General features: G+C 64.4%; 22 protein-coding genes and 1 tRNA gene. 13 read left to right on the top strand and 10 right to left on the bottom strand.

Annotated elements, in window-relative coordinates:
* Positions 1-18: 18 nt before the first annotated feature.
* From AC1DQK_RS06850 to AC1DQK_RS06875, 6 genes are all read right to left on the bottom strand, one after another.
* Positions 19-780, bottom strand: coding sequence for an SDR family NAD(P)-dependent oxidoreductase (locus tag AC1DQK_RS06850; protein ID WP_477868719.1), 762 nt, complete (start codon positions 778-780; stop codon positions 19-21).
* A 281-nt stretch (positions 781-1061) separates the two neighbouring features.
* Positions 1062-1622: a nuclear transport factor 2 family protein gene (locus tag AC1DQK_RS06855; protein ID WP_477868721.1), complete on the bottom strand. Its 561-nt coding sequence runs from the start codon at positions 1620-1622 to the stop codon at positions 1062-1064.
* A gap of 327 nt (positions 1623-1949) precedes the next feature.
* Positions 1950-3239 carry an amidohydrolase gene (locus tag AC1DQK_RS06860; RefSeq protein WP_477868723.1) on the bottom strand — a complete coding sequence of 430 codons (1290 nt, stop codon included), beginning with the start codon at positions 3237-3239 and terminating at the stop codon, positions 1950-1952.
* A 1-nt stretch (position 3240) separates the two neighbouring features.
* A complete protein-coding gene (locus AC1DQK_RS06865; RefSeq protein WP_477868725.1) occupies positions 3241-3873 on the bottom strand; it encodes a DUF4893 domain-containing protein in 633 nt (210 codons plus the stop codon).
* Between the two features lie 85 nt (positions 3874-3958).
* Positions 3959-4744 (bottom strand): 3-hydroxybutyrate dehydrogenase, encoded by a 786-nt coding sequence (locus AC1DQK_RS06870; RefSeq protein ID WP_477868727.1) that lies wholly within the window; start codon positions 4742-4744, stop codon positions 3959-3961.
* Positions 4745-4769: 25 nt separating this feature from the next.
* On the bottom strand, positions 4770-5900 hold the full coding sequence (locus tag AC1DQK_RS06875) for a patatin-like phospholipase family protein (protein WP_477868729.1): 1131 nt from the start codon (positions 5898-5900) through the stop codon (positions 4770-4772).
* Positions 5901-6059: 159 nt separating this feature from the next.
* On the opposite strand from AC1DQK_RS06875, the gene AC1DQK_RS06880 reads away from it, so the two are divergent.
* Positions 6060-6135, top strand: a tRNA-Ala gene (locus AC1DQK_RS06880).
* Between the two features lie 741 nt (positions 6136-6876).
* Positions 6877-7875, top strand: coding sequence for an NAD(P)H-dependent flavin oxidoreductase (locus AC1DQK_RS06885; RefSeq protein ID WP_477868731.1), 999 nt, complete (start codon positions 6877-6879; stop codon positions 7873-7875).
* A gap of 21 nt (positions 7876-7896) precedes the next feature.
* Here AC1DQK_RS06885 and ald read toward each other — a convergent pair whose 3' ends face one another.
* The 3 genes from ald to copC all read right to left on the bottom strand — a co-directional run bounded on the left by ald (position 7897) and on the right by copC (position 9922).
* Complete coding sequence (gene ald / locus AC1DQK_RS06890; RefSeq protein ID WP_477868733.1) at positions 7897-9012, bottom strand: alanine dehydrogenase; 1116 nt, start codon at positions 9010-9012, stop codon at positions 7897-7899.
* Positions 9013-9169: 157 nt separating this feature from the next.
* Positions 9170-9541: a CopD family protein gene (locus tag AC1DQK_RS06895; RefSeq protein WP_477868735.1), complete on the bottom strand. Its 372-nt coding sequence runs from the start codon at positions 9539-9541 to the stop codon at positions 9170-9172.
* Between the two features lie 6 nt (positions 9542-9547).
* Entirely contained in the window at positions 9548-9922 is a 375-nt protein-coding gene (gene copC, locus AC1DQK_RS06900) for a copper homeostasis periplasmic binding protein CopC (RefSeq protein ID WP_477868737.1), read from the bottom strand.
* Between the two features lie 144 nt (positions 9923-10066).
* On the opposite strand from copC, the gene AC1DQK_RS06905 reads away from it, so the two are divergent.
* The 5 genes from AC1DQK_RS06905 to AC1DQK_RS06925 are packed head-to-tail and all read left to right on the top strand — an operon-like array spanning position 10067 to position 14005.
* The gene (locus AC1DQK_RS06905) at positions 10067-10327 is read left to right on the top strand and encodes a hypothetical protein (protein WP_477868739.1); all 261 of its coding nucleotides are present in this window, start codon (positions 10067-10069) and stop codon (positions 10325-10327) included.
* A complete protein-coding gene (locus tag AC1DQK_RS06910; RefSeq protein ID WP_477868741.1) occupies positions 10324-10761 on the top strand; it encodes a periplasmic heavy metal sensor in 438 nt (145 codons plus the stop codon). Before AC1DQK_RS06905 ends, AC1DQK_RS06910 begins: the two co-directional genes overlap by 4 nt.
* Complete coding sequence (locus AC1DQK_RS06915) at positions 10758-11315, top strand: RNA polymerase sigma factor (protein ID WP_477868743.1); 558 nt, start codon at positions 10758-10760, stop codon at positions 11313-11315. Before AC1DQK_RS06910 ends, AC1DQK_RS06915 begins: the two co-directional genes overlap by 4 nt.
* Positions 11316-11339: 24 nt before the next feature.
* Positions 11340-13079, top strand: a complete 1740-nt coding sequence (locus AC1DQK_RS06920; RefSeq protein ID WP_477868745.1) for a copper resistance system multicopper oxidase — start codon at positions 11340-11342, stop codon at positions 13077-13079.
* Positions 13076-14005: a copper resistance protein B gene (locus AC1DQK_RS06925; protein WP_477868747.1), complete on the top strand. Its 930-nt coding sequence runs from the start codon at positions 13076-13078 to the stop codon at positions 14003-14005. The genes AC1DQK_RS06920 and AC1DQK_RS06925 overlap by 4 nt, the downstream gene beginning before the upstream one ends.
* A gap of 112 nt (positions 14006-14117) precedes the next feature.
* On the opposite strand, the gene AC1DQK_RS06930 is transcribed toward AC1DQK_RS06925, so the two are convergent.
* Positions 14118-14870 carry an SDR family NAD(P)-dependent oxidoreductase gene (locus AC1DQK_RS06930; RefSeq protein WP_477868749.1) on the bottom strand — a complete coding sequence of 251 codons (753 nt, stop codon included), beginning with the start codon at positions 14868-14870 and terminating at the stop codon, positions 14118-14120.
* A 174-nt stretch (positions 14871-15044) separates the two neighbouring features.
* On the opposite strand from AC1DQK_RS06930, the gene AC1DQK_RS06935 reads away from it, so the two are divergent.
* From AC1DQK_RS06935 to AC1DQK_RS06960, 6 genes are all read left to right on the top strand, one after another.
* Positions 15045-15737, top strand: coding sequence for a carboxymuconolactone decarboxylase family protein (locus tag AC1DQK_RS06935; RefSeq protein ID WP_477868751.1), 693 nt, complete (start codon positions 15045-15047; stop codon positions 15735-15737).
* A 102-nt stretch (positions 15738-15839) separates the two neighbouring features.
* Entirely contained in the window at positions 15840-16463 is a 624-nt protein-coding gene (locus tag AC1DQK_RS06940) for a TetR/AcrR family transcriptional regulator (RefSeq protein WP_477868753.1), read from the top strand.
* Between the two features lie 276 nt (positions 16464-16739).
* Complete coding sequence (locus AC1DQK_RS06945; protein WP_477868755.1) at positions 16740-17519, top strand: helix-turn-helix transcriptional regulator; 780 nt, start codon at positions 16740-16742, stop codon at positions 17517-17519.
* A gap of 62 nt (positions 17520-17581) precedes the next feature.
* Positions 17582-17995, top strand: coding sequence for a Zn-ribbon domain-containing OB-fold protein (locus AC1DQK_RS06950; RefSeq protein WP_477868757.1), 414 nt, complete (start codon positions 17582-17584; stop codon positions 17993-17995).
* Positions 17992-19137, top strand: a complete 1146-nt coding sequence (locus AC1DQK_RS06955; protein WP_477868759.1) for a thiolase family protein — start codon at positions 17992-17994, stop codon at positions 19135-19137. Before AC1DQK_RS06950 ends, AC1DQK_RS06955 begins: the two co-directional genes overlap by 4 nt.
* Positions 19138-19139: 2 nt before the next feature.
* The gene (locus AC1DQK_RS06960) at positions 19140-20318 is read left to right on the top strand and encodes an acyl-CoA dehydrogenase family protein (protein ID WP_477868761.1); all 1179 of its coding nucleotides are present in this window, start codon (positions 19140-19142) and stop codon (positions 20316-20318) included.
* Positions 20319-20340 lie beyond the last annotated feature (22 nt).

Genomic DNA, 20340 nt, shown 5'->3' on the forward strand with positions numbered 1-20340 from the left:
CTGGGGTTCCCTTGCGGGTCAGCGGTTGGCGTTCTGGCCGCCGTCCACCGGCAGGACGATGCCGGTGATCATCGCCGCCTCGGCCGAACACAGGAAGGTCACCGCAGCAGCGACTTCCTCCGGCTTGATGGGACGCTTGATCAGGTGATCGGCGGCGAAGCCGACCTGCTCCTCGTGGCTGTACATCTGGCTGATGATCTTGGTCGCCACCAGGCCGGGCGCGACGCAGTTCACCCGGATGTTGTGCTGGGCATAGCCCCGCGCGGCGTGCGCGGTCATCTGAATGACCCCTGCTTTGGCTCCGGCATAGACGATGTCGGCCGCCTGCGTCGTGCTGATGGCTGACATCGACGCGGTATTGACGATCACGCCGCCCCCGCGCGCGCGCATCACCGGCAGTTCATACCGCAGGCCAAGGTAGCAGGACTTGAACGAGGTATCGACCGAGAACTGGTAATCGGCTTCGGTAAGGTCTTCCAGGGCCTTACCGGTTCCGCAGCCCACGTTGTTATGGGCGAAGTCGAGCGAGCCGAACCGGTCGAGCGTGGCCTGAATCAGGCGCTCGACCGCAGCGTCGTCGGTGGCATCGCATTGCATCGCCTCGGCCTCGCCGCCAGCGGCGTGGATCATCGCGGCCGTCTCCTCAGCATCGGCGAGACTGATGTCGCAGACCATGACGCGCGCGCCCTTGGCGGCAAAGGCCTGGGCCGAAGCCCGGCCGATCCCTGCTCCCGATCCGCTGACCAGCGCGGTCTTGCCGCGGAATTGGGGCTCACTCATGGTTCATGCTCCTTGTAGGGTGGTCCAGTGCCGCTGCATCGGGATCGAGTCAGGCCAGCGCGCGCCGCATCTCTCCCGGTCATGTTTATGTCGGGAAATGTATCTCCAGATGAGGGACCGTGAACCCCTCACCGGTCTTTCGTCGTCAGATCAGTCAAACCATCGGGACTGCGATCCTTTGCGCAGATTTCGATAAGCCTGATCAAGCCATCGGCGCTAACGCCATGATCAGTGCGGCACGCGCGATGGATCTTGCGGGACTGCGGCGAAGGGTGTCCGGCTCAAGGCTGGCTGGTCAGCCCGGCAAGCACGTCCTTGTCGGTCCCCTCCCAGAACGGCGCCCAGGTGGGGAAGCTGCCCGGCAGGTCAGGCAGACGGGCGGCCCACCGGTCCCAGAGCTGGAAGGGGGTGTGGGGCCGCTCGAGCAGATCGGCAGAATACCAGTGCTTCTCCTGCCGGCGTTCGAAGTACCAGCTGCCATCGCGCCGGACGTAGCGGTCATAATAGATGATCGCCATGACGATCCACTTGTCGCCGTCCTCGTGCTCGGCCCGGCAGTAGGCCGTGCCGGTCGCAGTGTCGTCATCGATGAAGTCGATCACGTGGCCGCAGATCTGGTGGATCGACCGATAGAAGGTCTTCACGCTCGGGGCGATGAAGCCGCGCAGCACATCGCGGCCCTTTCCGCGCTTGCCGCAGTCCACGTCCTCCACGAACAGGTTCACCCAGCTGTCGATATCGCGCGAATCCACCGCGATCGCGTAGCGCGCGGGCAGTTCGGCAATGGCCTGCCGGGCTTCGCTTCGTTCGATCCGGCGAACAAGGTCTGAAAGATCCGTCATCGATGCTCCCCGGGTGAATGGCAGGCAGGGTAATGGCTGGCCGCCGCCGAGGGCAACACTTCCCCGCAACACAGGCTGACGATCATAGGGGCGATATGCGCTGGCATGAACCGCGCGCCGTCAGGAGCGGTGAAGCGGTCTGCGAAGCCGGCTTCGCGCTCGTCCAGCCGAGGGATGATCTCCGCCCGAACTCCGCAGCCTTGAGAACAAGCGGGCTGCATCTCTTGCCGGCCTCGTTGCCGTCATGCGAAAACGCATCGTCACCGCAAACGCCCGCTCAAGGCAGACCGTTGTTGGACGCGATCTCCCTCTTGCCCATCACGGATCCTAGCTCTTTGCCAGCACCGTCAGCGCTGCGGTGGTCATCGCCTCTACCGCGGTCGATATCACCGCTTCGGCGTCGGGCGCCCACAATGGGCTGTGAATCGACGGCAGCTTGCCGATGTCGCCGCCGGCGGCTTCCCACTTTTCCCTGGGCACGCCGCCTACCCAGAACAGCATCGACTGGATCGAGGTGTCGGCCAGGTAGAGTTCGCTGAAATCCTCGCCGCCCATCTGGGCACGCACCGGCTGCACCCGCTCCTTGCCGAAACGCGCGGTGAATATCTCGGCCATCCTGCTGGTGATTTCATGGGTGTTGAACGTGGCCGGCGTGCGCTGGTCCTGCAGTGTGACCACCGGAAGCTGGTCGTCGGCCATGCCGGCGGCGATGCCCTCGCCCCTGGCGATACGGGCTATGCCGTCGAGCAGATGCTGGCGCACCTCTGGTTTGTAGGATCGCACGGTGATCTGGAGCTTCGCTTCGGGCGGTATGATGTTGTGTTTGGTACCGGCCTGGAAGCTGCCGACCGTGACCACGCCCGATTCGAGCGGATCGGTCTCGCGCGAGATCAGCGTCTGCAGGGTCGTCACGATGCGCGCCGCCGTGACGATCGGATCCTTGGCAAGGTGCGGATAGGCGCCATGCCCGCCGACCCCCTTCACCACCACGTCGACCGAGTCGACGTTCGCCATGATATAGCCGTCGACATAGCCGATCGTCCCGGCCTTCAGCGACGCGGAGTCATGGAAGGCGATCACGGTGCCGGGCTTGGGGAAGCGGGTGTAAAGCCCGTCCTTGAGCATGGCGCGCGCGCCGGAGCCGATCTCCTCCGCTGGCTGGCCTATCATCACCAGCGTACCCGACCAGCGATCCTTCATCGCAGCCATGCGGCGGGCAATGCCGATCCAGCTGGTCATGTGGGTATCGTGGCCGCAGGCGTGCATCACCCCGGGGGTCTGGCTGGCATAGGGGAGGCCGGTCTGCTCGGTAACCGGCAGGGCGTCCATGTCCGCGCGCAGCAGCAGAACCGGTCCGGGCCCGTTTTTCATTACCGCGACGACGCCGGTGCCGCCAACGCCGGTCGTCACGGTGAAGCCAGCCTTCTTCGCCTCAACGGCCATGATCCCGGCACTGCGCCCTTCCTTGAAGCTCAGTTCGGGATGAATGTGGAGATCGCGATAGATGGCGATGAGGCTTGGCAAGTCCGCCGCCACTGCCTGGCCGAGCGGATCGGCACGACCTGGCGCTGCCGCAAGCGAAGCGCCCAGCGCGAGGAGGGGCAGTATGGCTTTCATGCTATCCTTTCGGGATCAGTTCGAGGATGTCGATCGTCGATTCCCAGCGGGGGTAGGGAAAGGCGACCCTCCAGCGCCGCGGACCGATCCGCTCGACAATCCCCGCCATGTCGCGTTCGGCATCCCGGCCGTAGGGCAGGGGTCGTGCCTCGTCGCCCAGCGTCATCGCGCCAAGGAAGATCATCCGCGAACCTTCGTCGGGGAAGATGTCGCCCACCGGACGCTGCGAGCCGTCGATCTTGGCAAGATGGATTCGCCCTTCCTCGGCGGTTATCCGGCAGGTGAACGGCGGATAGGCGACGAATTCGAGCATGCCCTGGGTCTGCGCACCCATCTTGACGACACGGCAGCTATAATCGCCGGGTGGCGTGACCGGATCGTCAAGCGCGAAATCGGGCTTGAGCAGCGCGCCCTGCGCCGCGATCTGCGCGCTCCTGCCGGCGGCCGTCGCCTTTTCGAGACCGGTGATCCAGGCGGAGCGCCACCGCGCCAGCCGCTCCCGATCGGTGGGCGTCACGATCGCATGCCAGTCATTGGGACGCGCCTTGGGCGCCTTGGTCTCGAGCGACTTGCCGCCGCAGCCCGCCAGCATCAGCAACACGGACAGGACCGGGGCGGCTCTCGAACGCAACAAGCGATCGTCTCCTCTCGCTCAAAGAAACGCAGCCTGCCCCGCCCCGCTACGCTTGGCAAGCGCTGCGGAAGTCGCGCTTAGCCTCCTATTGCGCAGTCCAGCCGCCATCGATCGACATATTGGCTCCAGTGATCGACGCCGCATCGTCGCGGCACAGAAAGAGCGCCATCGCCGCGACCTGCTCGACCGTGACGAACTGCTTGGTGGGCTGGCCGGCGAGCAGGACGTCGTTCATCACCTGCTCCTTGGTCATGCCGCGGGCTTTCATCGTGTCCGGAATCTGTTTTTCGACCAGCGGCGTCCAGACATAGCCGGGGCTGATGCAATTGGCGGTCACGCCGAAGGTCGCCGCCTCGAGGGCGATCGTCTTGGTCAGGCCGGCCAGGCCGTGCTTGGCGGTGACATAGGCCGACTTGAACGGTGAGGCGGTCAGCGAATGGGCCGAGGCCGTCTGGATGATTCGACCCCACTTCTTCGATTTCATCCATGGCAGCGCAAGCCGCGCGGTGTGGAAGGCGCTGGTCAGGTTGAGCGCGATGATCAGGTCCCATTTCTCGACCGGGAATTCCTCGATCGGCGCGACATGCTGGACGCCGGCGTTGTTGATCAGGATGTCCACCCCGCCGAACGCGGCGGCGGCCTCGGTCATCATCGCCTCGATCTGGTCGACCTTCGACAGATCATGTCCGCTGTAGAGCGCGCGCGCGCCACTCAGCGCCTCCAGCCCCTTGCGTTCCGCCTCGATGGCGGCCGCATCGCCGAAGCCGTTGATCACGACATTCGCGCCTTCGCCTGCGATCGCTTTGGCATAAGCAAGGCCGATTCCCGAGGTGGAGCCTGTTATCAGCGCAGTTTTGCCCTTCAGGAACATGGGTCTTTCTCCGTCGAGTTGATGGTCAGATGAGATCGAAGGCGGCGGTCTTGCCGTCATAGATGTTGCGGGCGATCAACCCCGACTTGGTCATCGTCTCGGCGATCGCCGCGCGGCCAGCGGCAATGTGATCCCGCATCGTGCGTTGCGAAAACTCATAGTCGCGCGAACCGCCTTCCCAGGCGTTGGCGCGGTAGATGAGCTGGACGAGGTTGAGGCTCGATTCGCGCGTGGCCGCCCGCAGTGCGATGACGTCGGGATCGTCGGCCATGTCGGCGGGCAGCTTGTCGAGCAGCTTTGCTACCCGCTGGTTTTCGCGGCGCGCGCGGACAAGCTGGTTCGAGATCTGGCGGGTGCGGCTGGAAAAGCGGATCTCCTTTTCGCGAGCCAGCACGTCGAGCATGGTCTTCGGCCGCTCGTCCTGCGCGGAGAACAGGTCCACCTGGAACACCAGCATGTCGGTTTGCTGGTGATCGACGATATGGCCGAGCGGGGTGTTCGATACGAGGCCGCCGTCCCACCACAGCTTGCCATCGATCTCGACCGGTGGAAGCCCTGGCGGCAGCGCACCCGAGGCCATGATGTGACGGGCGTCGATGCGCTCGGAGCGGTTGTCGAAATAGTGGAAATTGCCGCTCTCTACCTCGACCGCGCCGACGGAAAGGCGCATCGGGCCATCGTTGAGCAGCTCCCAGTCGACCAGCTCGTCGAGCGTGGCGGCCAGCGGAGCGCTATCGTAGAAGCTCAACGCTTCGATCGAACCCGACGGTGCCAGCAGCGGCGGCAGCAATCGCGGCCGGAAAAAGCCGGGCACACCGAACATCGCCACCATCGCCGCCGCCGTCTGGTGCAGCGCCTCGCGGCCGAAATTGCCGTCGAGAACCGCCAGCGCCGGCAGCGCGCCCGTGATCCGGTCCCAGAAGGCGTGCAGCCGCTCGAGCCGGCGGCCGCGGGGATTTCCCGCGATGATCGCCGCGTTGACCGCGCCGATCGAAATGCCTGAGATCCAGTCGATCTCGATCTCCGCCGAGTCGAGCGCTTCAAACACCCCGACCTGGAATGCGCCCAGGGCACCGCCGCCCTGCAGCACCAGCGCCACCACATCGGGCAGTGGCATGCCGGTCGCGGAGCGCTTCACAGTTTCTGCATCGGCCATGGCGCTCTTGTGGGCCTGATGCTGCACCGCATCAAGAGCTAGCCGCGCTTTACATAGAGCGAAGTGGCGGACCAGCCAGCGTGTCGGAGAGATGGCCGCACACCCTCATGTGCTGTTGCATCGCCACCGCGCTGCGGGTAGAGGGGGCGCCCGGCGTGCGGGGCTGTAGCTCAGATGGGAGAGCGCTGCAATCGCACTGCAGAGGTCAGGGGTTCGATTCCCCTCAGCTCCACCACGCCGTTCCCTGTTGATATGCTGATATCATGATGCGGCCGGCCTGAATCGGCCAAGGATTCGGTCGGTCGAACTTGGGCATGTTCCGGTGAGCATGGTGTGGCAGGCTTGCGGCTGGACCTGATCGGAGGGCAGCTGTCGCCCGGCGGCCGGCAAACATTGTTGGATCACGCCGAACCGGGGTCCATCAAGTGATAAACCCCGGCGGAGTGTTTGTGACAAATCGCCGCAATCAGGCGAACCGCGGTTCCGGTAATTCCCTCAGTCTGCGCTCATATTCGGCAGCCAGGGCGCTGTAGCTTCGGGCCGTATTCACATCCTGGGCCGCTTCGGCTTTCTCTGTTGCATGCCTCAACTTCTGCGAGAAGTAGGCTCGATCCATCTCGTCTAGCATCATCCCTCCTATAGGCTGCTTTGGCAGCTCACATCCGGCGACTAGGTGATTCGGGCGGCACCAGCAATTACCCATGTGAGTGCCTTCGGGTCCGCCATCCCCGCAGGCTGGCCACACTCTCGCGATCGCTCTTTGACCATGTTCTCGTTATGTTCAAGCATTATCGTCATGGGATCGCCGCATATGATCGCGGAGGCGGTGCAGCGAAGGGCTCGTCGTGCGTGCCCCTTATTTTTAGGGAACAATTGATCAACTAGCAGAATTGGATTTCCGCGCCGCGCCGCTAATGTGTCAGCAGAGTACTGGCAGCCATTTGTCGGCGGCCGGTCTGGAAAAGTGGTGAGAGTGATGAGAACGCGGTTCACGGAGATGTTCGGAGTCGAGCATCCTATTGCGCAAGGCGGCATGCAGTGGGTGGGCACCGCGGAGCTCGTTTCCGCTGTCGCGAACGCCGGCGCCCTCGGCTTTCTGACGGCGCTGACCCAACCGACCCCCGAGGCGCTGGTGCGCGAGATCGCCCGGACGCGCGACATGACGGACAAGCCGTTCGGCGTTAACCTGACCATCCTGCCGTCGATCAACCCACCCCCTTATGACGAGTATCGCCGCGCGATCATCGAGAGCGGCATCAAGGCCGTCGAAACCGCCGGCTACAAGCCGCAGGAGCATGTCGATGCCTTCAAGGCGCACGGCGTCAAGGTGATCCACAAGTGCACGGCTGTCCGGCATGCGCTGGCGGCCGAGCGCATGGGCGTCGACGCGGTGTCGATCGATGGCTTCGAATGCGCCGGCCATCCCGGCGAGGACGATATTCCGGGGCTGATCCTGATTCCTGCGGCGGCCGACAAGGTCAGGATTCCGATGCTGGCGTCGGGCGGGTTCGCCGATGGCCGCGGACTCGTTGCCGCCCTTGCGCTCGGCGCCGAAGGCATCAACATGGGCACGCGTTTCTGTGCGACCAAGGAAGCGCCGATCCACGACAACATCAAGCAGGCCATCGTGAACAACGACGAGCGGGCGACCGAGCTGCTGTTCCGCAGCTATCGCAACACCGCCCGCGTGGCGAAGAACGGCATCGCGCTCGAGGCGGTCCGAATCGAGCGCGAGGGCAATCCGTTCGAGGCGATCTCGCACCTGGTCAAGGGCGCGCGCGGGCGCGAGGGGTTGATCAAGGGAGATCCGGAACATGGTATCTGGACCGCCGGCATGGTGCAGGGCCTGATCCACGACATCCCTTCCGTTGCCGATCTGATCGCCACGATCGTCGGTGATGCCGAGCGCTTGATTGCAGGACGCCTCGCCGGGTTTGCGGCCACCATTGATCGGAGAGATACTCAACTGGCCTAATCGTGCGCGTGCCTGCGAAGATCAGCCGAGCAGACTGCCCACCGGGACATGGTCATAGCCGAGGTCGCGCGCGACGGCTTCGTAGGTAACCTGGCCCTCATGGACGTTGAGGCCTGCTGCGAGGTGCGGATTGGCCTTGAGCGCGGCCTTCCAGCCGAGATCGGCGATCCGCAGCGCGTGCGGCAGGGTCACGTTGTTCAGCGCATAGGTGCTGGTCCGAGCAACGGCACCCGGCATGTTGGCCACACAGTAATGAACGATCCCGTTTACGACATAGGTCGGTTCGGCATGGGTCGTGGCATGGCTGGTTTCGAAGCAGCCACCCTGGTCGATTGCGACATCGACGAGGACCGCGCCAGGCATCATGGTGCCGAGCATGTCGCGGGTCACCAGCTTGGGCGCAGAGGCGCCGGGAACCAGCACCGCACCGATCACCAGATCGGCCGCGGCCACTTCGGTGGCGAGCGCGGCGCGGCCCGAATAGAGCGTGCGCGCACGGCCTTCGAAATGGCTGTCGAGTCGTTCGAGAACGGCCGGATCACGGTCGAGAATGGTCACGTCGGCGCCGAGGCCGACGGCCATCTGCGCCGCGTTGAAGCCAACCACGCCGCCACCGATTACCACGACCTTTGCGGGAAGCACGCCGGGTACGCCGCCAAGGAGCACGCCGCGGCCGCCATTGGCCTTTTCGAGCGCGGTGGCGCCGGCCTGGATCGACATGCGGCCGGCAACCTGGCTCATGGGCTTGAGCAGCGGCAGCGAGTTATCCGCGCCGGTCACGGTCTCATAGGCGATTGCGGTGACGCCCGACTTGACCAGATCGGCAGTCTGCTCCGGATCGGGCGCGAGGTGGAGATAGGTGTAGAGGATCTGACCCTTGCGCAGCTGCGCGCGCTCGATTGGTTGCGGTTCCTTGACCTTCACAACCATCTCGCATTCGGCGAAAATCTGGGCGGCTGTTGCCTTGATGAGCGCACCCGCGGCCGTGTAGTCGCTATCGGACGCGCCGATACCGTTGCCGGCGCCGGTTTCGACCCAAACCTCGTGGCCGTGGGCGATCAACTCGCGCGCACTCTCCGGCGTCAGGCCCACGCGATATTCGTGATTCTTGATTTCCTTGACAGTGCCCACGCGCATCGCGGTCTTCCTAACTCATTGATGCGCTAGTGTAGCTCGTTCTGACCGGGCGATCTTGCCAAAATCTGTAGCACTACGATAACATTTGATATCCTGTCCCGGATACTGCGGAATTCTGGAATGGATTACATGGACGAGCCCCGCCTGACGGGGCGACTCATGCCATCGGGTCCAGCGTGCCCAGCCAGGCCACCAGTCCGATGATGGCGATCGCGGCGCTCGTTTCGATGAGCAGCGACAGCCGCAGATGCGCTACCGCGCGCTGCGGTGCGCTGCTTTCCAGCGCGGGCGTCAGCCTCCAGCGATTTGCCGCGGCCAGCGCCAGCATCAGTCCGAACAACGCCAGCTTGGTGCCCAGCAGCCAGCCATAGCGGCTCCCGGTCAGCACCGGCAGCTGCGCCACGCCCACGATCATGGCAGCGTTGATTGCGCCGCTTACCACCAAAGTGGCGACGATCAGCGTCCCCATGAGCAACGCCAGGTCGATCATCAGCGCAAACCGCGCGCCGAGCAATGCCCCCTCCGCCATCCCGGCTTACTTCACGTCGAAGGTGTAGCCGCCTTCCATCCTGTGCTGGTCGGCGCCGACGATATGCCATTTGAGATCATAGCTGCCGGCAGGAAGGGCGCGAGGCAGGGTGATGGTCATCGTCTTGCCTTCGATGCTGGTCTTGAAACCCTTGATCGGCATCGCCGCGTGGTCGGCCATCCCCGGCATAGAGGTCATGGTGAGATCGACGCCGCTCATCGGCGCGAGGAATGTCTCGGAGAAAGTCAGCGTCAACTTGGTCGGCTTGGCGATCACGGCATTGGCGGCCGGGTTCGACGAGAGGAGTTTGGCGTGCGCGCTGGCGATGCCGGGCATGGCCACTGCGATAGCGGCGGCGGTGATCAGAAAAGTGCGGGTCATCGGTGATCTCCATTCGGGGTGATTCTGGAGGATTACGCATGGACTTGCCCAAACCCTTGCCTGTGCGTCGAACTTTTCCGGTCTGTTGGGCAAGGGGTGGATGCATCGTCATGCGTATGCGATCGTGACGATGGAGATTATACGATGACCGATCTGGACCGGATGCTGGGCGCGATGCGGACGATGCCGACCGATGCCCGGCTTGAACATATCGAAGGCGCCGTGATCGAAGGTCTCGCACATCGCCGCGACCAGCTGATCGCCCGGCGCAGCATGATGCTGGCGGCCCTGCTGGCGATCGGCGTAGGCTGGGCGGGCAGTATCGTGCCCGTATCCCCGGCGCAGGCCGCGTCGCTGCCGATTGGCATGTCGGACTATGCGCCCTCGCTCTTGCTCGGCCAATGAGTCCCGGGCGCTATATTCTCGTCGCCGTGACGGCCTTTGCGGCAGCGCTCGCTGCGGTGCTCGTCGCGCGCACGTGGCTGGCGCCCGCGCCGCGTGTCGAAAGCCAGGTGCACGCCTTGCTGCACCAGCGGCTGAAGCTCGACCCTGCACAGGAGCAGCGCATCCATCAACTGGAGGCCGCTTTCGCCAAGCGCCGCGAGGCACTGGAGGCGGAAATGCGCGTCGACAATGAGCGGCTAGCGAAAGCGATCACCGCCGAACATGGCTATGGCCCGCAGGTTGGCGCGGCTGTCGATCGTTCGCACCATGTCATGGGGCAACTGCAAAAGGAGACGCTTCAGCATATCTTCACGATGCGTGGAGTGCTGCGGCCCGACCAGGCGGCGGAGTTTGATGCAGCCATCGTCAAGGCGCTGACGCAGCCGGCCCGGTGAGTGAAGCCGAGCCCGAGGATAGCGTGCTCGCTGCCCGCGCGCTGGAAGGGCAGCAATCCGCCTATGGCATATTGATGCGGCGTCACCGCGACGCGGTCTGGCGGCTTGCGCGGGGCCATGTCGGTGACCCGGATGAAGCGCTCGACATCACGCAAGAGACCTTCGTCGCCGCTTTCGCCGCGCTCGCGCGCTACGATCCGACGCGTCCATTTCACGTCTGGATCGCCCGGATCGCGCTCAACAAATGTCGCGACTGGGCCCGGCGCAGGGCGGTGAGGCGCTTCTTCACCTTTGCCAGGCCCATCGACGACGCGCTCGATCTTGCCGATTCCGGCGCATCGCCAGAAGAGGCGCTACACTCGCAGAGGGATCTGGCCCGGATCCACGCCGCGGTCGCCGCGCTGCCGGCTGCGCTCAAGGATGTCCTTCTCCTTCGCACGGTGGAAGCGATGAGCCAGGCAGATACCGCGCTAGTCCTGAAAATCACTGAAAAGTCGGTCGAAACCCGGCTATCTCGCGCCCGCGCCAAGCTTGCGGATATTTTAAGGGATTGAACATCCTCCCGCGTATGAGCAGGCATGAACCAATTTGCCGTCGATCGCCGAACCTTCTTCAAGAGCGCCGCCGCCCTTACGCTTGCTCAGGCTTTCCCTGCCTGGGCGCGAAGCGGAACCGCCGGACTCCATCCAGCGCCCGGGGTTCTTTCGGGCGAGACGATCGCGCTGACGGTAGGCGAAAGCCATTTCGGCACGGGCGGGCGATCGGGCCATGCAATCACCATCAACGGCACGATCCCCGCACCGCTTATCCGACTCAAGCAAGGGCAGACCGTTCGTCTCGCGGTAACCAACAATCTGAAGGAGGATACGTCGATCCACTGGCACGGCCTGATCGTCCCGTTTCAGATGGATGGCGTTCCTGGCATCAGTTTCCCTGGAATCCGGCCCGGTGAGACCTTCTCTTATGAGTTTCCCATTCGCCAGTCCGGCACTTACTGGTACCACAGCCATTCGGGTATGCAGGAGGCCATGGGTCATTATGGCCCGATCGTCATAGATCCCGCCGGTCCGGATCCGGTCCATAGCGACCGCGAGCATGTGATTGTCCTTTCAGACTGGTCGCCGGTCCACCCCCATATGCTCCTGACGCGCCTGAAGCAGATGGGCGGCTATTATAATATGCGGCGCCAAACGCTCTCCGATCTGCTGAAGGGCGAAGGCCAGAGTCTGAAGGAGCGGATGGAGTGGGGCGCGATGCGCATGGATCCCACCGATATTTCCGATGTCACCGGGTCGACATACAGCTTCCTGGTGAATGGCCATGGCACGGCGGAAAACTGGACTGGTCTGTTCGTGCCGGGAGAACGCGTCCGCCTGCGTATCATCAATGCCTCGGCGATGACCAATTTCAACATTCGCCTGCCCGGTCTGCCGATGACCGTGGTCCAGTGCGACGGTCAGCACGTCCAGCCGGTGGAGACGGACGAGTTCCAGATCGGCATTGCCGAAACCTACGACGTGATCGTCCAGCCGGTGGACGCGGCCCCCCATGCGTTGATTGCCGAAGCCATCGACCGGTCGGGGCTGGTTCGCGCAACGCTCGCGCCGGAGATTGGCATGGTCGCCTCGATTCCTGAATTGCGGAAGCGCCCACTGCTGACCATGAAGGACATGGGCATGGACATGTCCGACATGGACATGGGCCAGGGGGGCGTCATCGACCTCAGCAAGCCCGCCAATTCCAGCATGGCCGGCCACAGCATGAAGATGCTCGATCCGTCCGCGGCGCCGCATGTATCAGTGGGGCCAGGCGTAGCGACCCTGGCGCCGATGCCGGCCGACCGCACTGGTGACCGCCCGACAGGGCTGGAGCATGTCGACCATAGGGTGCTTACCTATTCCGACCTGCGGGCGCTCGAGCCCAATGACGACACGCGCGCACCGACCCGCTCGCTCGACATCCACCTGACGGCCAACATGGAGCGCTATATGTGGTCGTTCGACGGCGTGAAGCTGTCGGACGGCGCGGAACCGATCGCCTTTCGTCATATGGAGCGAGTCCGCGTTACCCTTATCAACGACACCATGATGCCGCATCCCATTCACATTCATGGCCATTTCTTTCAGTTGCTGACCGGTGAGGATGCCGCACACAACCCCCGAAAGCATAGCGTGAACGTCCTGCCGGGCGGCAAGATCAGCTTCGACCTGACTGCCGATGCGCTCGGCGACTGGGCGTTCCATTGCCATATGCTGATGCACATGCACGCCGGGATGATGCGGATCGTCACCGTCCGCCATGACGGAGCAGCAGCATGACGCGCGGAATGATCGAAGCTGTCGCGTTACTGTTCGCAAGCACGGCCGCGCCCGCGTTCGCGCAAATGGACCATAGTCAGATGGAGCATGGCGCGCATGAGACGCCGCCGGCGCAGGCGATGCCCGCGCAGGATCGGCCAGCCGATCCCCATGCCGGCCATGTTGCGCCTGTAACCAGCAATATCGTTCCGCAGGGCGTGGCTCCGCCGATCCCGACCGACCATGCCGCCGAAGCCTTTTATGACGCCGCCGCCATGGCGCGCGCCCGCTCGGCGATGACCAGGGAGAGCGGCGGCATGAGCTTTTCGGAGCTGATGCTGGAGCGTTTCGAATATCGTGCGCGAAAGGGGCGGGACGGCTATAATTGGGAAGGCGAAGGCTGGATCGGCGGCGACATCAACCGTCTGGCCATCAGGTCGGAAGGTGAAGGGGACGTCGGCGGCACGCTGGAGAGCGTGGAAGTGCAGGCGCTGTACAGCCGCGCGATCGACCCTTGGTGGAACCTCGTCGGCGGCATCCGGCAGGATTTTCGTCCCCGACCCCAGCGCACCTACGCTACGATCGGCATCGAAGGTCTCGCTCCTTACTGGTTCGGGCTCGAAGCGAAGGCCTTTTTGTCCGAGAAGGGGGACGTGCATCTGCGACTGGAGGGAAGCTATGATCAACGCATCTTCCAGCGGCTGATCCTCCAACCCGCCGCCGAAATCAACGTCGCCGCCCAGGACGTCCCGGCACTCGGCATCGGTTCGGGATTTTCCGACTTCGAGCTGGGGCTTCGCCTGCGATACGAGTTCGCCCGCGAATTTGCGCCCTATGTGGGCGTCAATTGGGAACGCAAGCTGGGCGACGGCGCCCGCTACGCCCGCGCCGCAGGGGAGGGGCCATCGTCCACCAGCCTCGTCATGGGCGCGCGCTTCTGGTTTTAGCCCTCGCGGCACAAGCGGACAAGGCCGGCGTTGTTGACCAGGATATCGATCCGATCGATGACCGGCGCGAGGTCCGCAATGCTGCCGGTCAGGTCCCATCGATCGGACATCGTCATTGCGCCGTCGTACCGCCGTCTAGCACCAGTTCCGCGCCGGTCATATATCGCGATTGGTCGCCCGCCAGGAACAGGATCGCGTCGGCAATCTCCGATGCCTCACCGATCCGGCCTAGCGGCACGTCAGCGAGAAGTTTCTCGGCGATCTTCGGATCGGCATAAGCCGGCGCGGAGAGCGGCGTAGCGATATGGCCCGGGTGGATCGAATTGGCGCGCACCCCGTTGCCGAGTGCCGCGCATTCGAGCGCCGTCGCCTTGGTGAATAGACGGACGCCGCCCTTCGCTGCGCAATAGGAACCGGTATTGGCCGCGGCGACGATGCCGCGGATCGACGACATGTTGACGATCGCGCCGCGTCCCGATGCTGCCAGCAGCGGTAGCAGATATTTGGTCGCGAGGAACACGCTGTCGAGATTGACCGCGAGGATCGACCGCCATTGATCGAGCGATGTATCGGCGATCGACTTGAAGCTGCCATAACCGGCATTGTTGACGAGGATGTCGAGCCGGCCGTGATCGTCCGCGATCCGCTTCGCCACCACGATCCACGCGGCTTCGTCGGTCACGTCGAAGGGAAACGCTGCGTGCAATCCCGCACCCAGGCCCTGCAGCGCGGCTTGAAGCCCTTCGGCATTGCGATCGGCCAGCAGCACGGTCGCACCTTGGGCGGCGAAAAGCTGCGCCGTCGCCAGCCCGATGCCCGAAGCAGCGCCGGTGATCAGCGCGACGCGGCCTGCGAAATCTGGCATAAAGCTCCTTCTCTGCGGCGATCCATCGCCGGTTCGCGACAGACTCGAATAGCCGACAGATTACTCGACCGGCTGGTCGGTCGTCAAATCTCCTTGTGGTCAATTGACCTCTTCGGGAGAGCCGAATAGCGTGGTCGCCCGACCGAGCGGTCTAATGAAATGAGAGGAATGTGGATGCCCCTGACTGGCGCAAATCCCCTGCTGGCGGCCGGGCGTCTCTGCCACGATGCGCCAAAGACGGTGGCCGGCTATCGACGTTTCCGATCGGTGATCGACAGCGACGGCGCCATCCCGGCGCGGATCAAGCGGCTGTTCGTGGCCTGTGCGGCAACGGTGAAAAGCTATGAGGAGATGGCGCTGCGTGAGCTGACGGGCGCCCGCGATGCCGGCCTGAGCGAGGGGGAGGCGGGTGCTGCGATCGCGATCCTCGCCAGCGTGCGCGGCGAGGGCGCCGCTTTGCGCTATCGCGGCCTGTTTCTGCAGGCCTATCCGGACGCTGCGGAGCCCGATCAGGCCGAAGACGATCTGAGCGTCGCGCCCGGTGAGGCCGAGGCGAATTTCCTAGCCTATTTCGGGTCGATGCCGCCGTCACTCGGCAAATTGCTCGAGCTGGTGCCGATTGGGGCGGACGCTTATTATCTGATGCGCGAAGGAACATTATCGGGCACCGCGCTCGGCAAGGCCAATGCGGAGCTGCTGCTCGTCACGGTGTTGACGGCTGATTACAGTAGCTGGGCCAATGTGCACATGACCGGTGCCCGCAAGGCCGGCGCGAGCGAGGCGGCGATAGCGGAAGCGGTCCTCTGCGCGGTTCCGACCAGCGGGCTCTCCGCCTGGGTGGTGGGCGCGACGGCCATGGACGCCTGAGTTTTGTCATCACCTGCATCTCCTGCTTGCGTCGTCAGCATCGGCGGGGCATCGTCGAACGCATCCGACCGGGCGGTCGAGAGAGATTAGAATGGACCGGGCATGGTGCGAACACCGATCAAGAAACGACCGACCACCGAAGCACATGACGAAAAGCGCGCCGAGATCATCCAGCATTGCGCAGCGTTGTTCGACAAAGTGGGATATCATAAGGCGTCGATGCAGATGCTCGCCGACGAAGTCGGCCTCGGCAAGCCGACTCTCTACCATTATTTTCCCAGCAAGGACGCCATCCTCTATGCCATCCACGACCGGCATATCGGCGCGTTGCTCGATGGCTTGGCCAGCAGTGGCGAGGAAGAAGGCGATCCCCGCAGCCAGCTGCGTTCGGCGTGCATCGACATCCTGCGCCAGATAGCCGATCACCCCGGCTATGTCCGCGCCTTCATGGATCATTATGGCGATCTGGAAGGTAAGATGCGCGTTCAGATCCGCGCCCGGCGGAACGATTATTTCGATCGGCTGCGGGCGATCATCATCAGCGGCGTCGAGCGCGGCCAGTTTCGCGACTGCGATCCGATGCTGACCGCATATGCCTTTCTCGGCATGTGCAACTGGGCTTATAAATGGTATCCGCCATTGGCCAGCAAGCAGACGCCCGAAGAGGTTGCAGATGCGCTTTGCCGCCCGTTCTTCGATGGGCTCTGCCTCACGCCGGCGGACTAGGGTCCAGATCCATAACTTATGAGGCCGTGATGGTGCGAAAGCGGGATGAGACGCGAGGAGGACGGCCGAAGGCGTGGCGGCGCCACGTCGAGATCGTTCGACGCTGCGGATCGCCCGCTTCCGCGCCACCCGAAGGACAAGGGGAAAGAGCGCCCGCGGCTGCGTTGCGCGCTTGTCGGATAGCGCTGCTATCCGCCTGCGCTTGCGCCTTGCCACGAGCCCTCTTCCCCTTGTCACGACCTCATAAGTTATGAGTCTGGACCCTAAGGAGGATTGATGGCCGCCATAGTGAACCAGGCGGCGCTCGATCCCCTCCGGATCACCGATTTCGCGCATATCCGTTCGGCTGCCGAGGCGTTACGCGACACCGTCGCAAGGCTCTGCGGCCTGCGCACCGCCATCTGCCACAATATCGCAGTGCAGGAGCCGATGCGCGATGCCGATGGCGCGGTACTGGCCGGCGACGTCTTCGGTTTTACCGATGCGGAGGCGCGCTGGTGGCAATTTCCCCAATTCGCGTTGTCATCTCCCTTGGCAAACGCATGCCGGGTGGAAAGCGAACCCTTCTGGTGCAATGCTAGCGGCTTCCACCCGCGGACACCCAACCCGCTGCTCGATGCCCTCGATCTTGTGGACTTTCGCCAACGGGCGCTGACCAGCGCCGCGATCGTGGTGCCGGTTCATCTGCCTTTCGGGCAGATCGGAGCCTCCAGCTTCCTGTCGCCCGATCCGGCGGAGGAGGATCTTTCGGCGCCGTTCGCGGCCCATGCCGAGGCGCTGGCGCTTTGCGCCCGCACCTTCATCCAGAGCTATGTGAAAGTCACCGAACGCCGCCGCTCCACCCTGTCGGGCGCAGCGCTCAGCAAGCGCGAGGTCGAATGTCTGCGGTGGGCGGCAGCGGGCAAGACCAATGACGAGATCGGCATCATATTGGGGCTGCAGCGGACGACGGTGCGCTTCCACATCCGCGCCGCCTCACGCAAGCTCGACGCAGTCAATCGCGATCAGACCCTGTTCAAGGCGGCGCAGCTCGGCTTCCTGGGCATGATGCGCTGACGCTTTGGTCAGAAGCCGGGGCAGGCCGGCCCACCTAAGATGACGGGCAGGAGAGAGTGCTCATGCCCGACCTTGTTGCCCCGATCGCGGAACGCCTTTTCAACTTTGATGCCGATGGCGAACCGCTGCTGCTTGGCGGCCGCGACCGCGAGACGGGGCGCATCACCTTTCCGGCGCCGGCCGACGAAGAGCGGTTTGAGATTGTGCCGCTGCCGCGCACCGGCCGCTTATGGTCGTGGACCGTACAGCGTTTCCGCCCGAAGTCGCCACCTTATGCCGGACCGGAGGCGTTCGAGCCTTATGCCGTCGGCTATGTCCAGCTCGGCGATACGATCATCGTCGAAGCGCGGTTGACCGGCATCGCCTTCGATGCGCTGCGCATCGACCTGCCGATGCGACTCGTCACCGAAAGTTTCGCGCTCGCGACTGGCGAACAGCGGACGACCTATGCCTTCACCCGCGAGAGCGATCGATGAGCGACGTCTTCATCGTCGGCGCCGGCATCCACCCGTTCGGCCGCACGCCCGGTCGCAGCGGCATGCAGCAGGGCGTCTATGCCGTGCGCGCGGCGCTCGCCGCCAGCGGGCTCGCATGGCGAGACATCCAGTTCGCGTTCGGGGGATCGGATTCGGCCGGCAATGCCGACACAATGGTCGCCGAACTCGGTCTGACCGGGCTCCAGTTCGTCAATGTCGCCAATGGCTGCGCGACCGGCGGCTCGGCGATGTTCGGCGCCTATTCGACGATCAAATCGGGCGAGTTCGACCTGGGCATCGCGATCGGCTTCGACAAGCATCCGCGCGGCGCCTTCGATCCCAAGCCGGCCGATTGGGGACTGCCCGACTGGTATGGCGACACCGGCCTGATGCTGACGACGCAATTCTTCGCGATGAAGATCCAGCGTTATATGGCGGCCCATGGCATCTCGCGGGAAACACTTGCCGCGGTCGCCGAGAAAGCCTTCGCCAATGGTGCGCTGGCTGATCATGCCTGGCGGCGCGAGCCGGTCGATGCCGCGACGATCCTTGCGTCGCAGATGGTCAGCGATCCGCTCACCAAATTCATGTTCTGCTCGCCCGCCGAGGGCGCGGTGGCGTTGATCTTCGCCAGCGAAAAGCGCGCTCGGGCGCTCGGGCTGCCCGGGGTGCGGCTGCGCGCGGCCGCGGTGCGCAGCCGGCCCGCGGGCTCGTTCGAAGTGTTCTCGCCATCGCTCGACGTCGMGCGTGGCCGATCACCGACAATCCTGGCGTCGCAGGCGGCGTTCGAGATGGCGGGTGTCGGGCCGGATGAGATCGGCGTCGCCCAGCTCCAGGATACCGAAGTGGGTGCCGAGATCATGCATATCGCCGAAAACGGCTTTTGCACCGATGGCGAGCAGGAGGCGTGGATCGCCGAAGGTCGCACCCGGATCGGCGGCCGCCTGCCGGTCAATACTGATGGCGGCTGCCTTGCCTGCGGCGAGCCGATCGGGGCATCGGGCCTGCGCCAAGTCTATGAGAATTTCATGCAGCTGCGCGGTGCCGCCGGCGCGCGCCAGGTGCCGGGCGAGCCGCGTATCGGCTATAGTCATGTCTATGGCGCGCCGGGGGTTTCGGCCGTTGCGATCGTCGAGCGCTGAGCATGGATCTTGCGTTGACTCCCGCGCAGGCCGCGTTCCGCGATGAGGTTCGCGCGTTCCTCGGCGAGGCGCTGCCCGATCATCTGCGGCGTGGCGCCGGCCTCACCTCGGGCGTGTTCGCCGAGCCCGATATCGCGCGCGAATGGCAGGCGATCCTCGAGGCGCAGGGCTGGCTCGTCTATCATTGGCCGCGCGCGGCGGGCGGCCCCGGCTGGACCCCGATCCAGCGCTGGATCTTCGAGAAGGAATGCGCCGAGGCCGGCACGCCGGTTCTCCCGTTCATGGGCCTGAAGCTGATCGGGCCGGTGCTCTGCCACTTCGGCACCGAGGCGCAGAAAGCCGAATATCTGCCCAAATTGCGCAGCGGCGAGCATTTCTGGGCGCAGGGCTTCTCCGAGCCCGGCTCCGGATCGGATCTGGCCAGCCTGCGCACCCGCGCGGTGCGCGACGGCGACGTTTATGTCGTCACCGGGCAGAAGATCTGGACGACGCAGGCGCAGTTCGCCAATCGGCTGTTCTGCCTCGTCCGCACCGATCCCGAAGCCAAGCCGCAGCGCGGCATATCCTTCCTGCTGATTGACATGGCCAGCCCCGGCGTGACGGTGCGGCCAATCCTCAGCGCCTCGGGCGATCATGAACTCAACGAGGTGTTTCTCGACGATGCCCGCGTGCCGGTCGCCAATCGTGTCGGCGATGAAGGGCAGGGCTGGACGATCGCCAAATTCCTGCTCGACAATGAACGCGGCGGTTCCGCCTTCGGGCCGCAACTCGTCGCCGACCTTGCCCGGCTGCGCGCTGCTGCCGGAGCGTTCGAGGGTGAACTCGCGCCGCGCGCGACCCGGCTCGCGCTGGAGGCCGAGGCGCTGGAGATGACCGAGCTGCGCACCCTGATCGAAGTTGAAGCGGGCCTCCAGCCTGGGCCGCGCAGCCTCATCACCAAGCTGGTCGCATCCGAGATACGCCAGGGGATCGACGAACTCGCGGTCGACGCGTTCGGGCTGGCGGCCTTGCAGCTTCCGGTCGAGCGGCCCTTTTATCGATCCGACATGCCGGCGCCGGTCGGCTCTCCCGATGCCCGGATCGCCGCGGCGCGCTACCTCAACAGCCGCGCCTGGTCGATCTTTGGCGGCACCAGCGAAATACAGCTCACCGTCATCGCCAAGCAGGCCGTTGGCTTGTGATGCCCTACAAGAGGATCTGATC

This window comes from Rhizorhabdus sp. P4_G5 (assembly GCF_056401065.1).